9 protein-coding genes and 1 pseudogene are annotated in these 15,390 nt (G+C 65.9%); 2 read left to right on the plus strand and 8 right to left on the minus strand.

Annotation, left to right across the window (positions count from 1 at the left end; all coding sequences use genetic code 11):
• Window positions 1–16: 16 nt before the first annotated feature.
• Window positions 17–4,654 (minus strand): MupA/Atu3671 family FMN-dependent luciferase-like monooxygenase, encoded by a 4,638-nt coding sequence (locus ACK42S_RS01425; RefSeq protein ID WP_409702498.1) that lies wholly within the window; start codon window positions 4,652–4,654, stop codon window positions 17–19.
• 591 nt (window positions 4,655–5,245) lie between these two features.
• On the opposite strand from ACK42S_RS01425, the gene ACK42S_RS01430 reads away from it, so the two are divergent.
• Together ACK42S_RS01430 and ACK42S_RS01435 are read left to right on the plus strand one after the other, a co-directional pair.
• Window positions 5,246–6,154 (plus strand): glycosyltransferase family 4 protein, encoded by a 909-nt coding sequence (locus ACK42S_RS01430; protein ID WP_409702500.1) that lies wholly within the window; start codon window positions 5,246–5,248, stop codon window positions 6,152–6,154.
• The gene (locus tag ACK42S_RS01435; RefSeq protein ID WP_409702502.1) at window positions 6,151–7,491 is read left to right on the plus strand and encodes a PIG-L deacetylase family protein; all 1,341 of its coding nucleotides are present in this window, start codon (window positions 6,151–6,153) and stop codon (window positions 7,489–7,491) included. The genes ACK42S_RS01430 and ACK42S_RS01435 overlap by 4 nt, the downstream gene beginning before the upstream one ends.
• Before the next feature lie 21 nt (window positions 7,492–7,512).
• Here the strand turns inward: ACK42S_RS01435 and ACK42S_RS01440 are convergent, their stop codons facing one another.
• The 7 genes and pseudogenes from ACK42S_RS01440 to ACK42S_RS01470 form a co-directional block, all read right to left on the minus strand.
• On the minus strand, window positions 7,513–8,229 hold the full coding sequence (locus ACK42S_RS01440) for a hypothetical protein (RefSeq protein WP_409702504.1): 717 nt from the start codon (window positions 8,227–8,229) through the stop codon (window positions 7,513–7,515).
• A gap of 236 nt (window positions 8,230–8,465) precedes the next feature.
• Window positions 8,466–9,965: an oligosaccharide flippase family protein gene (locus ACK42S_RS01445; RefSeq protein ID WP_409702506.1), complete on the minus strand. Its 1,500-nt coding sequence runs from the start codon at window positions 9,963–9,965 to the stop codon at window positions 8,466–8,468.
• A 35-nt stretch (window positions 9,966–10,000) separates the two neighbouring features.
• Complete coding sequence (locus ACK42S_RS01450; RefSeq protein ID WP_409702508.1) at window positions 10,001–11,587, minus strand: O-antigen ligase family protein; 1,587 nt, start codon at window positions 11,585–11,587, stop codon at window positions 10,001–10,003.
• A gap of 37 nt (window positions 11,588–11,624) precedes the next feature.
• Complete coding sequence (epsG, locus tag ACK42S_RS01455; protein ID WP_409702510.1) at window positions 11,625–12,521, minus strand: chain length determinant protein tyrosine kinase EpsG; 897 nt, start codon at window positions 12,519–12,521, stop codon at window positions 11,625–11,627.
• Window positions 12,522–12,523: 2 nt separating this feature from the next.
• Window positions 12,524–13,936 (minus strand): chain length determinant protein EpsF, encoded by a 1,413-nt coding sequence (gene epsF / locus ACK42S_RS01460; protein WP_409702512.1) that lies wholly within the window; start codon window positions 13,934–13,936, stop codon window positions 12,524–12,526.
• Between the two features lie 9 nt (window positions 13,937–13,945).
• The gene (epsE, locus tag ACK42S_RS01465) at window positions 13,946–14,791 is read right to left on the minus strand and encodes a polysaccharide export protein EpsE (protein ID WP_409702514.1); all 846 of its coding nucleotides are present in this window, start codon (window positions 14,789–14,791) and stop codon (window positions 13,946–13,948) included.
• 128 nt (window positions 14,792–14,919) lie between these two features.
• Window positions 14,920–15,300: pseudogene (locus ACK42S_RS01470) on the minus strand (Tim44 domain-containing protein); the annotation flags it as partial.
• Window positions 15,301–15,390 lie beyond the last annotated feature (90 nt).

Below are 15,390 nucleotides of genomic sequence, written 5' to 3' on the forward strand. Positions count from 1 at the left end.
AGCGGTCGATCCAGGCTCAGACGCCCTGGTCCGTGGTGGCGGCCGTGCGCAGGCCCTGACGGCGCTGCAGGGCCGCCCGGCGGCCCTGGGCACGGTCGCGACCTTGCTGGGCGGCTGCGCCGTCGGCGCCGTCCTGGCCCAGGTAGGCGCTCAGGCTCTCGATCGTCGGGAAGCGGAAGATGTCGGTGATCGACAGATCGCGCCCCAGGGCCTCGCGCAGGCGGCGATGGGCCTGCACAGCCAGCAGGGAGTGCCCGCCGAGGTCGAAGAAGTTGTCGCGCGTGCCGACCTGCGGGAGCTTGAGCACGTCCTTCCAGATCGCGGCGATCGACTCTTCCAGGTCGCTGGTGGGCGCCACGAAGCTGGCCGCCGGTGCCGGGGCGGGACCGCTGTCGGGTGCCGGCAAGGCCTTGCGGTCGATCTTGCCGTTGGGGGTTTGCGGCAAGGCCGGCAGCGAGACGAAGTGCGACGGCACCATGTACTCGGGCAGGCCAGCACGCAGATGGTCGCGCAATTCGGCCACAGCCGGCGTCTGGCCCGCCTGCGGCACGTGATAGGCCACCAGGCGCACATCGCCCGGGCTGTCCTCGCGCGCCACCACCACCGCATCACGCACCGCCGGGTGGCTCAGCAGCCGGGCCTCGATCTCGCCCAGTTCGATACGGTAGCCCCGCACCTTGACCTGGTGATCCAGGCGCCCGAGGAATTCCACCGTGCCGTCGGGGCGCTGGCGCGCCAGGTCACCGGTGCGGTAGACCCGCCCGCCGGCCGCACCGCGGAAGGGGTGCGGCAGGAAGCGCTCGGCCGTGAGTTCGGGGCGATGCAGGTAGCCCCGCACCACGCCCTTGCCGCCAATGACCAGCTCGCCGGGCACGCCCACCGGTACAGGCTGCTGGCGTCGGTCGAGGATGTAGATCTCCTGGTTCACCAGCGGCCGGCCCAGCGGCACGATGCCATCCACAGCATCCACCGGCTGCACCGCCGACCAGATCGTGGTCTCGGTCGGCCCGTACATGTTCATCAGCACGCCGGGGATCAGCGCCTTGAGGTCGCGCGCCAGCGAGGGCGGCAGGGCCTCGCCCCCCACCATCATGCGACGCAGCTTCTTCAGACCCGCCACGGCCTTGTCGTCGTGCGTGAGCATGCGCGCCATCGAGGGCGTGCACTGCAGATGCGTGACCGCATGGCGCTCCATCTGTGCGGCCAGCGAGTAGTCGCCCGAGGCCACGCGACGTGGCGCGGACAGTTTGCGCAACTGGTTGAGGTATTCCAGGTGCGACAGCACCGACTCGGAGTCGACGCCGAAATCGATCAAGCAGGCGATCTCGTCCACACCGATGCCCTTGAGGCGATCCACCATCGCCAGGCAAGTCTGCGGCGTTCCGAAGAGTCCACTGGTCTCGTAGTAGCGATGGAAAGAATGCTCCAGCAGCGCCGTCATCTCGTCATGGCTGAGGCTTTGCAGGTCGATGTTGGCGCTGGTGTCATCCATGCCCTCGCGGCGCTTGAAGGCCGGGAAGGACCAGGCGTATTGCTTGACGAGGTTGAGCGAGCTGCGCAGGTACTCGATCAGCGGCTGGCGGACTTTCTCGCGCACGGTCGCTTCATCGGGCCCGACGAAGGTGTGCAGCATCAAGGTGACATGGCCTTCACCCGGATGGCCAGCATCCTTCCAGGCCTTCCGGTAAGCCGCCAGCTTGTCGGACAGCTCCTCCACCGACTGCCCCAGCAGGTGGGTCAGCACATTGGCGCCCAGCCGGCCGGCCGCGATGAAGGTCTCGGGGTTGCCCGCCGAGGTCACCCAGAACGGCAATTCGGCCTGCACCGGGCGCGGCAGCGTGCGCACCTCCACCGGCTGGCCCGTGGTGCCGGGGAAGCTCACGGCCTCGCCGCGCCAGAGCTTGCGCACCGTCTCGATGCCCTCGAGCATCACCTGCTTGTTCTTCGCGAAGTTCTCGGGCTTGAGCACGAAATCGTTGGGTTGCCAGCCCGACGCGAAGGAAATGCCCACGCGCCCCTTGGACAGGTTGTCCACCACCGCCCATTCCTCGGCGATGCGCGCCGGGTGGTGCAGCGGCAGCACCACACTGCCCGAACGGATCTTCACCCGCTGCGTGATGGCTGCGATGGCCGCGCTGGTCACCGACGGGTTGGGATACAGCCCGCCGAAGGCATGGAAGTGGCGCTCGGGCGTCCACACCGCCGCAAAGCCGTGCTGGTCGGCGTACTTCGCGCCCTCCAGCAGCAGGCGGTACTTGTCGCCCTCCCCTTCGGATTCATCGCTCGAGAAATAGAACAGGCTGAAATCCACCGGGCGGTGCGCATGCGGGCCCCGGGCAGGCGAGGCGGCACTGCGGTCTTCATCGGAGGAGATCACCACCTTGAAGCCGCGCGCGAGCGTCCAGCACAGCTCCAGCACCGAGATGTCGAAGCTCAGGCTGGTCACCGCCATCCAGGTGCCAGGCTGCTCGGTGCCCAGGTGGCGGTCCATGCCGGCAAAGAAGTTGACCACATTGCGGTGCTCGACCATCACGCCCTTGGGGCGGCCCGTGGATCCCGAGGTGTAGATCACATAGGCCAGATGGTGGGGCTGCGCCCCCCCGTCGAAGGGCTCGGCCGATTCCGTCGCGATGGACGGCCAGTCGCTGTCCAGGCAGAGCACGGCGGCGCGGTGGGGAGGGAGATCGTCGCGCAGACGCTCCTGGGTCAGCAGCACCGGAACCTTGGCGTCCTCGATCATGTAGGCAATGCGATCGGGGGGATAGGTCGGGTCCAGCGGCACGTAGGCTCCGCCGGCCTTGTGCACTGCCAGCAGCCCCACCATCATCTCGACCGAACGCTCGACGAACAGTCCCACCAGTCCATCGGGCCGCACACCGAGCTGGGTCAGGCGCCGCGCCAGTTGGTTCGAGCGGCGATCGAGTTCCGCATAGGACAGGGACTGATCCTCGCAAATCACGGCCACCTGGTCGGGCGTGCGGGCGGCCTGTTCCGCGATCAGATGATGGATGCAGGCATCGGCGCGCACCGCAGACGCAGTGTCATTCCACTGGCCCAGCACGCGATCCCTCCAGGCATCACTCAGCAGGGGCAGTTCGCCCAAAGGACACTGCGGATGCATCCGTGCATGTTTGAGCAGCACCTCCAACTGCTCCTGCATCTCGCCCACCCGTGCCTGCGACAGCTTGTGAGCATCGAAGAGCCAGCGTACCTGCCGACCATCCTCGGTGATGCCCACGGTGCACTCGCTGCCCGGCAGGGCGCGTGTCTCGTCCAGGCAGGGCACGATCTCGATCGCCACCGGAAAGATGCCGGGATCCCCGGCCGATGCCGCCAGAGACCTCAGTTCGACCGACCGCGCGATCAGGTCCGCCGGGTAGCTGCCACGACGACGCAACTCGGCCAGTTCGCTGCTGAAGGCGGTGCGCCACGCTGCAAAGGACTGGGCAAAGTCCACAGTGGCACGCAAGGGCACCTGTGGAGCAAACCATGGCCGCATCTCGGCCCGGCGCTGACCGGCCTGCGCATCGGCATAGCCCAGGTCGAAGCGTTCGCGGTCGGCCAGGCGGGCGAACTGGGCCACCACGGCCGCCGCCACCTCGTCCGCACCGCCCCCCGGCTCCGGGTGCCACGGCAGCGCGGCATCCCAATGCTGATAGGCTGGCGGCGCCGGCTCCCTGCTGCGATCGATGTAAGGCAGTTCCACGGGATCGCGCGACTCCAGCCGTTCCACCCAGAACGTCTCGTGTGCACTGGCCTCAGCATCGAGCCGGGACAGGCGTTCGGCCTGCTCCCCCGTGGGGGCCTGAAGGCGCACGCCAGGCCGCACGACGGGGGCCTCCAGCGCTCGCCCCAGCGCATCGCACAGCCCGAGCAACTGCACGTCCTCCGAGGCAGTGGCCACCGTGATGCTCAGCCCGTCCACTGCCAGCACCGTCCCGGCGGTTTGCCCCGACCGCGATGCCAGCACGCGAGCCTGCGACACGCCCACCAGATGCCCGTCGTGGACGAACTTGGCCATCCCCACGGGGTTGGCATAGCTGCCGAAATCGAGGGCCCGCACGAAGGCGGCAACGGCTGCGGCTTCCTGGTCGAACGCGATGGACCCGGCCGAGGCGGGGCGGTCCTTGCGACGGTAATAGCGCTGTGGCGGCGTGTCCTGCGGGCGTGTGGGCAGATCCCCGGCAGCCAGCAGACTCATCAGTTCCTCGAAGCCGGCGATCCCGGCCTCGAAGCACTTGGTGTTGAGACTCAGGGCCGTCTCGTGCTCGTCGATGGCAAAGCGACGCTGCACCAGGATCGCCCCCTGGTCGACCCGGCCCGTCATCAGATGCCAGGTGATGCCGTACTCCCGCTCTCCGTTGAGCAAGGCCCACACCGGCGTGTTCAGGCCCGCGTACTCGGGCAACGGGCCGTCGTGGAAGTTGATGGCGGCCCGCCGCGGCAGGGACAGCACGGGTTCGGCCAGCACGGACAGGTTGGTAACGCTGAACAGATAGTCGATCGGCTGGAGGTCGCTCGCAGCCACGAGCTCATCGGCCTGCGTCAGGACACGGATCCCCTGGTCTGCCGCCCAACGCCTCACCGACTTGCGGCCGGTCACAATCGCCACGACCTGGTGGCCCGCCAGCATCAACGTCTGTGCACACTGCATGAGCAGGGATTCGGAACCAATCAGGACACAACGCCAGGGATTCGACATGAGAACTTCCGCTCAGAGGAGGGCTTCGGGGATGCGCCACAGGAACAAAGATCGGCCTCGCAAGCTGCACCTGTGTGTCACAAGGCCACCACGGCAACCGCGACGGGCCATAGGCAATTATTCGCGTCGCAGCGGCCCCTCCTCCCCCCTCAGTTGAGGGTTCCCCCCCCCATTGGGACGCCACCAACGCCAGTCGCCGGCTGGATCGAGGTCGGCTGGAGTTGCGATACTCCAGCAAGCCTCGCGCGGTGCGAAGGCCCATGAGCAGCACGCAGTGCCGCGCCCTGTCACTTCCCGATGCCAAGCTCCTCGACCTGCGAACTGACGATCGGCTATCCGAGCACCTGCTATGGCACGCGACGGGTCAGCCATGACCTGCCTCTGGCGGCGCACCACATCCGCTACAGGCGGGTGCGACGCCTGCCGTTGCACAGACTGCCCTGGAGCCCCGCCCACTGGGCCCATCGCTACGACTTCCTGACCCGTCCCGTCGTTGACGCCGTGCATCTGTTCAACGGCATCAGCGTGGCCCGTTTTCCCTGGGTGTCGAGCATCGAGATGGAATATCCACGCTATTTCGGGAAAGTCTCCGAACGTGCCCTGAAGGAAGCCCTGGAATGCATGGCCTCGGACCACTGCCGCCTGCTGATGCCCTTGAGCGAAGCGGCGCGCCGACACCTGAGCGCACGCTTACCCGCCGGCCTGCGCGACCCGATCTCCCGCAAACTCGTCGCCTTCAGCGGTGGGGTGTCCATCCCCCAGGAAGCCCGTGATGCCAGGCAGCGACACCTGCAGGCCGCGCCGGCCTGCCTGACCGTCGGTTTCGTCGGGCGGTTGTTCTGGCACAAGGGAGGCGCTGCCGTCATGGCGGCGGTGGACCGCCTACGCAAGCAGGGTGCCGACGTGCGCCTGCTGGTCGTCAGCGAACTGCAACGTTCAGGCATCATGTCCGACGATCACCAGGACATTGAGGCCACAAGGGCGCGGCTGCAAGGTCTGCCTTGGGTCGAGTATCACGGCGCGCTCGACAACGCAGAAGTCTTGAAGCTGATGGCGGGCTGCGACGTGTTCGCCTTTCCATCCCTGGACGAATCCCTGGGGTGGGTGGCCATCGAGGCGATGGGGCTGGGCCTGCCCGTCATCACCAGCAACATCTTTGCCCTCCCCGAGATCGTGGAGCATGGCCGGTGCGGGTTCAACATTGCCCTGCCGGTCGATGCCGATGGCCGGTGGAAAGGTATCGTCGCGCTGAATCCCGCACCGAGGCCCAGCTACGAAGAAGCCCTGGAAACTTTGACCGAAGGCTGCTGCCACTACCTGGAGCGGTTCGTGCAGGACCCGTCCCTGGTTCAGCGCATGGGCCAGGCCGCAAGGGAAACCTTTGAAGCCCGCTACAGCGAGCACACGGCGGCGGCCAGGCTGGCAGGCCTGCTGAGAACGCATCTCCCATGAATGCCTCGACGTCCTCCGCGAAGACCTTACCCTCGGTTGAAGCTGCCTGCCTTGCTGACGGCGGCCTTCCGACGGACGATCTCTACAGCTTCGATGTCCCCGGCCTGCAGGTTCACGCTCTGCGGCTGCAGCCTCATGGGTTCGACCTGCCCCCATCGGCACTGGGAGCGTCCTCGGCCTTGCTGCGCTTGCCGGTTCAAACCAACGCCCTCGGTCGCTGGCAGGGCCCCCGGCTGAAGCTGGTGCGCGATGAGGGCGCAACCTGCCAATTCGCATTCGATCGAGGTATTCAAGGGATACGTTACCTCGATGTCAGCGGACTGCTGCAACCGGGGCACAAGGGCCTTGAAGTTCGTTGCCATGTCCGGGGGATGCGCTGGTCGGGCGCAGCCGAACTCCTCGTGTTCCCCGAGCCTCCCGTCCACGGTGAACGCACGCTGGTGCTGGCTCCCCATCCGGACGATGCGGAAATCGCCGCCTACGGCCTGTACCGCCATACCGACGCCACCGTCGTCACCATCACGGCTGGCGATGCGGGGGGGGCCAACTATGGTCACATCGAACCCGACCCAGCTCGTCAGAGGGACCTCAAAAGCCGCCTGCGCGTCTGGGACAGCCTGACCGTCCCGCTGTGGGCAGGTTTGGGCGTGGACCGGGTCGCCAACCTCGGATACTACGACGAGACGCTGGCATCGATGCGCGCCCATCCCGAGCGGGACCACGGACCATCCCAGGCGGGTTGCATCGACTTCCAGGCCCAGCGGCGCGCCCTCGTGCCCGGATTGCTGCGGCCGGGCGCCCGCCCCTGCTGGACCAGTCTGGTCGCTGATCTGGTCCACCTGATCCGGACCGTCAGGCCCCGCATCATCGTTGCTCCTCATCCGCAGCTCGATGCTCACATCGACCATCGCATGACCACCCAGGCCCTGATCGAAGCCCTTGCACAGGCCGAGCCTCAGGACGGGTCCCTTTTCCTGTACGTGAATCACCCGGTTCAAAGCGCCCGTTGGCCCAGCGGTCCCCCACGGATGGATGTGACGCTGCCGCCCAACGCCGCAGCCATGGCAGCGCTGCGCAGCTTTCACTCGCATCCTTTGCAGCCTCAGGATCAGATCGACAAACTCTTTGCCATCGAGGCGATGCATGACATGCGGCGCTCGCCTCCGTCCATCACGCGCCGGCGCGAGTGGGGTCTGTTGTCGGCCGCCTGGGAGGCGCGCGATGCCCTGTTGCGCGCCCACATGGGAACGTTCAGCTATGTACGGCGGGCCGTACGGGCCCGAGAGATCTTCTTCGTCTATCGGATGCGGGACCACCAACTTCTGGCGCAGGCATGAGCCGACCAGGCCGGGAAACGTTCAAGCCTCCACGGGGTGCCCCTGACGGCGCAGATATTCGATCACGCGCCGGGGATCCTGACAGTCGCCCATCTTGCCCAGCAAAGACTTCTTCAAGAAAGGGAACCCGGCGTCCAGGAGCTCGAAGGGACGCTGCAGGCAGGGGTCATCGAAACGCCGAGCATCGTTGTACCACCAGGCCCCCACGCTCATGTGCCGAGCGGCCACACGCGCGAGCTGCAACTCCTGGCACAGCACCACCTCCCCCATGCGATCGTAGGCCTTGTGCCGAGGAAACACCGGGCGCAGTTGCTCAAGCCGGTCCGGCGTCACCTGCCGCAGCACGAAGGCGTAGGACTGCAGATGGTTCTCGCACAAGGCCGACGCGGTGAATCCGGTCAGGTCCCAGGAAGCGGCGTCCATGAAGCCCCCCAGGTCCTGGAACGGCCCGAACACGGAATCGTTCATGACGAGCACGTCGGCGCCGGGCGAGCGCAGGGCCACCATTTCCAGCGCGAGGGTATAGGCAGAAAAATCGTAGCCCGACAGGCCCTTCCAGTACAGGGCGTCGGCCTGCTCATGCAGATCCGGCGGGACATCCCCGGCCTTGGGTGTGGCACACACGACGCACAATGCCAGCCCTGGCCGGCGCAAGCTTGCCAGCGTGAAGCGATGGCTGGCCTGCAAGCGGCCATCGGGCAAGTAGACGAAGTAGACCGCCCAGCGCGGCCTGGACACCACGGGGCGAAGTTCGAGATGGGGTGGACGCGGCCTCGCATACACAGGCCCTCGCACGAGCCTGTGCAGACGCAGGCTCCATCTGGTGCGGGATGGCTCAAAGGACCACGAGGTCCTCAGGCCATCGACGGGACCGGGCCCGTCGAAGGGCTTTCCAGGTGCCAGCCTCGGCGGTCCGGCATTGCAACGTTCAGAGTCTTGCAGCAGCATGGAAGCAACGATGTCGGAAAACCCCTTCAGGCCCGGGCCGCACGCACCACATGCATCACGCGCCATAACACCGGCGCAAACGCAGCGGTGACCAGAAGCCCCTGTACCACGAGCAAAGCCACCCCCGCGGCACTGCGAGGCGGCAGCTCTGTTGGCCAGAGCCAGTGGCCCAGCCACAGCACACCAAACCCCACACCGAGGGCCTGAACGGTGAACCACAACTCGGGCACAAGATTCCTCAGACCCAGGCGCCGCCCCAGCAACGCAACCACGATGAAACGCAGGAACTCTGCCGCCGCCAAGGCATAAAGTGCCCCGGTCAGCCCGCCCATGTGGATGGCAGGCCAGAGCAGTCCGCAAAAAGCCAGCAGCTTGGTCGCGCTGGCGGCGGCGACCCAATGGGCTCGGCCACTGGCCAGAAAGGCGGCACCATACATGCCTTCCACGATCGCCAGCCAAGCACCCACCATCAGGATCGGAACATACCGTCCCGCATCAGCGTAGCGTTCATCGTAAGCTATCGCAAAGAACTGAGGTGCACAGGCGATGGTTCCGGCCACCAGATAGGCCCCCAGGCCCAGCATCGGCAGCTTCGACCGCTCGACAGCCGTGGCCAGCGATTCCTGGCGCTCCAGCAGCCGTGAGTACAAAGGAAAGGCCACGGCATTTTGCATGCGCCCCATCAGCATGGGCGCCAGGATCGCAATATTGGCGGCGATTGCGTAGACGCCCACCTGATCCAGCGGCAACAGCTTGGCGAATGCCAGCTTGTCGATCTGCTGGGACAGAAAGAAAATCACCGTGCTGAGGAAAACCCATTTCCCGAAGCGCACGATCTCGGACACCGACGGGCGATCCCAACACAGGCGATTCGCCGGCCCCTGCAGCATCCAGTGGCTCAGCACACAGTTGACCGTGATCGTCACCAGACTGCCCAGAGCCAGCGCATAGACCGAACGCGTCCACCAGGCGACGCCCACCATCACCACCACCCCGCACAACTGAGCCCCGAGGTCGATGGCCGTCACGCGCTTGAGGTCCATGTGGCGGGCGGCCGTCTTCGTCTTGGTGGACTGGAATCCCTCGATGACCATGCCGAGCGCCACGAGCGGCAGCAGCCAACGCAGTTCCAGCGCCATGGGATCATTGGCCGCATAGAACGAGGCCACTGGCCAGGCCAGAGCCGCCGCCAGCGCGGCCAAGACGACTCCGCGCAGGATCTGCAGCGTCCAGACGGTGTCGAGAAAATCGCGCTGATCCCCGCGTCGGTTTTGGACCACGGTGGGCCCCAGACCAAGATCGGAGCACATCGCCAGACCCTGGATGATCGCCCCGACGATTGCCATCAGCGCAAAAGCCTCCTGGAAGAGCAGCGCCGCCAGGATGATGTTGCTGACCAACCGCCCAGCCTGTGCCAGCGCAAACCCGAGGGCGGTCCAGGCCGTTCCACTCAGGGCCGAACGACGCAGGCCGGACCGGGAGGGCACCGGATCGGCATTCAGACCCTCCGTTCCATGCAGACTCACACACCCTCCTTCAGGCTCGGGACATCATGCATTGGTCAGCCTCCCCGTAGAGCCCGCTCGCTGCGGATCATCTGCCCCCGAAAGTGCCATGGCACGTCCTTGCCCACCGAGGACGACACCTTCGTGGCGACCGGCTCGCGCGGCCCCAGGCCGAGATAGGCGATGCATGCTGCCGTGACAAACCACAGCAGTGTCGGGATGACGCTGATGGAACTGACGGTTGCGATGGTGAACAGCACACCGATCAGCCCTCCGAACAACGCCCGCCCCAGCGCAAGCGCCTCGAGATCGTCCGGATCGAGGTTTCGAACTGACCACCACACCCGCCACAACCCGTACAACGGGGCGATGAGGAATAGCCCCAGACCGATCAGCCCATTGGCCAGTGCAACCTCGAGATAGGTGTTGACGATGTCGATGATGCCTTGCCCCTGCCGGAGCTGCTCCATCAAGGGATGCAGCAAGAAATCCCTTGCCCCGAAGACCGGGTTTTCCATCAGCACGATCCACGAGATGTCCAGGAGTCTCTGTCGGTAGGTGACGTTTTCCGCTTCTACCGATCCGACAAACGGCAGATAGTCCACCACCGTCCCGCCCCAGGGTGATGCCAGGACGGCTCCCAGGGCGACACTGCCCACCAGGCCAGCGAAGACCACCCGCTTGAGCGCCCCTTGACCCACCAGGGATGCCGCCAGGGCCATGGCCGCGGTCCCCAACCAGGGGCCGCGTGACAACGAGGCCAGCAGACCGACCGACAAAACGAGCACCACGGCCCGCCCCATCCAGCGGGGCCGGATGGATGGCAGGAGGTAGATGAGCAAGGCCAGCCCGATCATCATCGTGTAGCCCAGCGCAATGGCGTTCAACACGGAACCGTTGGCCCGCAAGGCTCCTCCTTCTCCGCGGGTCAGGTAAACCAGGATGGGCTGCGGCGGCAATCCCAAGGCAGGGCGCAGCGACTCATACAAAAGCCAGTGCTTGAAGGTCTCGAACACGGCAATGACGGCCAGGATGCCCAGGGCGATGACGAGGGCGGCCACTGCCTCGCGCATGCGATCCCGGTCGCGCAGGCTGCGGCTGGCCACGTAATAGAGCAGCCACACATCGGTTATCAGATAGAAGCCCGCCCGCAGGGAGTTGGTCACCGTGTCGACGGCCATCTGCCGCAAGCACACGTAGGCAATGAAGCACAGGATCGCCGCATCGGGAATGCGCGTGACCGCAGGCCGTGGTGGTGTGCGGGCCGACAGGCGCAAGGCAGCCGGCAGGAGGATCGTCAGGCTGAGCAGCCGGGCATGGTTGATGTCGAAGAGGAAGTTGACCAGGCCCATGCCGGGGATGGGTTGATCGAAACCCGGCACGGCGAACAGCAGCAGCAGGTACAGTGCCATGGGATTGCGCTCGCGCGGCACCTGCCACAGCAGCACCGCGGCAGCCACGACGATGTACAGCCAAAAGCTGTGCGAGAAGAACGCCAGAAGGGTGATCGCGAACCAGAGATTGCGCCTGCGCCGGAAGTCCTCCAGACTCATCAACCGGGAGGGGGCGACCTTGCCGGCCAGCCAGAAGGCCGGCACGGCGATCCCGAGGATCACCACCAGGGCGCGCAGGTGTTCTGGCATCGGAGAACCGGACCGGGACTGGTGACCGTGACGCGACTCAGCCCCCCGCCTTCTTGCGCCGGGGGACTTCGTTCAGGACCGTGCCCACCACCTCGACGCCCACCTGGCCCAGACCTTCGACCAGACCGCGCAGCGCATTGACCCGTGTGTGGCCATTGCGTGCCACCGCCAAGGCGGCACCAGCCTGCACAGTGACCATGACGGCGTCATCACCTTCGGAAGTTCCCGGGGTGTCGATCAGCACCAGGTCGAAACTGTTACGGGCATTCATGAGCAGGTCGGTGAATGCCGGTTGCCCCAGCAACTCCAGAGGGTTGGGCGGCACGGGGCCCGAAGGCAGGACAAACAGACCAGCCAGTTCGGTGATGTGGACGATCGCATCATGCCCTGATCGCCCGGACAGCAGGGTGGACAACCCACTTCGGTTTTGCAGCGAGAACAACTCGTGCAGCCTGGGCGAGCGGAAGTTCGCGTCGATCAGCAGAGTCCGCTCCCCCAGTTGAGCGAACACCACGGCCAGATTGGCGGCAAGGTAGGTCCGCCCTTCCCTGCGCTGCGTCCCGACCACCGAGAGTACCTGGCGACGCTCACTCTTGTTGTACCAGCGCAGCAACAACTGACTGCGCAGGGATCTCAGTCGCTCGACGGCGGGGCCAAAGGGCTCATAGGCCGCCTCGAGCTCCCGGCTGATCTGCAGGCCTTCCGACGCAGGGTGGATGTAAGGAAAGGAAAACTGCTCGGCCAGGGCGTACTGGACGTCCTCGGCCGTCAGCAGACCCATCTGGATGGCCACCTCGCCGAACTTCAAGCCTCTTTGCTTTTGCGCGTTGAGGATGCGCTCGACATCCTCTCGAGCAAGCCGACCCGCATCGACGAGGATGGCGCCGATGGGCCGGTTGACCCGCGGCACCGTCGGCACCACGGAAATCGACATCTTCATCCGCCAGCCCCCGGCATGGGCAGCGCTGGTCGGGCCGGTGGTCCCCCGGTCGAGGCCAATCGACGCAGCGATGTCGCCGTCGACGAGGCCCCCAACACGCCGATGAGCTGTGCACCGTCGATGCCTAACAGGTCTTCCTCACCGCGCACACGGCGATCGAGCAGTTCGATGCCGATGGCCATTCCGATGGCCAGCATCAGGCCTCCCATGATCGACCCCAGGATGCCGATCTTGACCTTGCGGCTGGTGTATTCGAGAGGCTCCACGGCAGGACTGAGCAGACGCAGGATCGACTGGCTGGACTGGCTCTCGAGATTGAGCAGGCTGCTGCGTTGGCTGACGGTGTCGTATGCCCGCTGCGCCGTCTCGACATCGCGCATGAGCACGGCGATTTGATCCCTCGCCGAACGCATCTCCAGGAGCTGGCGCTTCTGGGCCTCCACCATCGCGCGCAGGGCCTCCACCTTCTGAGCACTGGCCCGGCTGACCACCGTGACGCTACCGGACACGCGCTGCATTTCGGCATTGAGTTGCTGCTTCAGCTCGGCAATCTGGGCCTCGATCTGGATGCGCTGGGGATGGTTCACACCCAGGTTGCGGCTGATCTCGCTCAGGCGCGTTTCTGCGGCCGTCAACTGCCCCCGTATGGCCTGCACCTGAGCGCTCTGGAGGATGTCCGGCGAGGTGTCCCCGGCATTGCGTTGGCGTCCGAGAGCGTCCAGCCGTTCCGCCTGGGCCAGCGCGAGCTCGGCCGTCAGGGCATTCAAACGGGCCGTCTCCTGGTCCAGGCGCTCGTCGGTGACCACGATGCCCTTTTGCTGTTGGAACTTGGAAAGCCGGGCCTGGGCCGCCTCCAGCTCGTTGCGCAGCACCTTGCTCTGCTCTTCGAACCATGATGCCGACTGGCGCGCCGGTTCGATGCGCATCTCGATGGACACATCAATGGCTGTCTGGGCGATCGCGTTTGCCGCCGCGGCAGCCATCGCAGGGTCCACGTGCTTGAAGCTCACGTTGAGCACATTGCTCCCACGCACGGGCTCCACCGTCATGCTGCGCTGGATGAAACCGGCCAAGTGCCGCTCCAGAGGGATCTTGCCTGCGGTGTCCTTCATCCAGGCCTCGATGGTGCCAGGATCATTCTGCATTCCCAGCTTGGTGACCACTCTCGATGCCACCTTGTCACTGCGCAGGATCTCCAGCTCGGTGGCCATGCTGAATGGCGCCGAAAGGGCCCCCAGGACCGGATCGGGGCGCACCTCCACGACCAGCGTCGCATTGGCGGTGTACAGCTTGGGCAAGCTCAGGACGAACAAGATGCCCGCCGTCGCGACCACGGTGAACACGGCCAAGATCAGCCACTTCCTGGCCCATAGGATCCGCAGGTACTGGATGGGCGTGAGTTGCGGCATGGTGCAGGCTCAGAAGATCGATTCGCGAACGTAGACCACGTCGTCGCGCTCGACGATGTCGGTCAGCTTGAGCTCCAGCACACGCACGTTGCCACTGCCGTCCTTGCGGTGCACGCGCATGCCGCGTTCGGTACCACGCTGGGTCAGGCCACCCCCCTGGGCCAGGGCCTGCATCAGGGTGGTGCCGCGCTCCAGCCGGTAGGCCCCGGGGCGCTGCACCTCGCCGTAGATGTAGAAGACCGGGTTGCGGTCGACGAAGAGGGTGTCACCGTTGGCCACCACCGCATCGAGGTCGGCCCGCCCGCCCTGCAGGACCGACGGCAGGTCGATCTCCAGCCGGACGGGCTGGCCGTTGCGCACCCCCGTGAGCGTCACGATGTTGCCGCCCTCCGGGGTGATGCCACCGGCCGCCGCGATCATCTCGGACACCTTGGTGTTGACGCTCTCGATGGGATAGCGGCCTGGCCGCGCCACCTGGCCGAGGATCGACACCTGGGCGCTGCGCACCTGCACGAGCAGAACGCTCACCTGGGGATTGTTGACGAAGTTGCCCTCGCGCAACAGGCGTGCGATCTCGCTTTGTGCCGCCGTGGTCGAGCGACCCGCCAGGTGGACCGTCCCCACGAGGGGAAAGGCGATTTCCCCAAGTTCGGAAATGCGTGTCTCCAGGCTCAGATCGGGGTTCTGGTACACCGCAATCCGGATCACGTCGCCAGGGCCCAGGATGTGCTCTGCGCGCTGCGCTTGGACCCCGGTACACAGCCCCCACAGGAACGCCAACAGCAAGAGCAGCCAATGGCGCTTTGTCGTGTGTTTCCTGGGGGTCAAACGACGGGAATGGTTCAACGTCTTCATGTCCAATACGAAACCCACGACAGGACGACCTCGAACGCATCTCCTGCGCCGAAGATCGGGATCAACGCGGTCAGTCTAGCCCTGGGAGGGCTGCGCCAGCCAGCCCTCAAGTAAGGGAGGACGCGGCTTCACTGCAGTGCCTGAACGCCGGCCAGCAGCCAGCCCTGGTGGCCGTCGCGGGCTTTCGTGAGGTTCCAGATTTCGCGGAAGGGCGAGGCGCCAGCGCTCACTTCCTCGCGGATCATCCCGGAGAATTCGACACTGGCAAGGAAGTGGGCCCCCAGATCCTCCACGCCGAGCAGCGTGGCCTGCAGGGTGACGACATCCGTGCGGTTGGGCTGGTCCCCCCGCTCGGCGAGCTGTGCTCGCACAGTGGCCAGCATGTCATCGGTCATCAGCTCGCCCAGACGGGCCAGGTCGGCGGCATCCCAGGCCTGCTGCAGGATGACGAAGTTGCGCTTGGCCGCGTCCAGGAAGCCTGCCGAGTCGAACCCGTCGGGCACCCCCCACCAGGGCCCGGGAAGAGGTTCCCCGAAATCGGGACCCCTCTAGTGCCCGCTCGACTCTCGGGTGAGTGTGCAGGAGTGTGCTCCTGTTTT

Origin of the sequence: Caldimonas sp. (genome assembly GCF_046289365.1) — a bacterium.
Classification (GTDB): Bacteria; Pseudomonadota; Gammaproteobacteria; order Burkholderiales; family Burkholderiaceae_C; genus Caldimonas.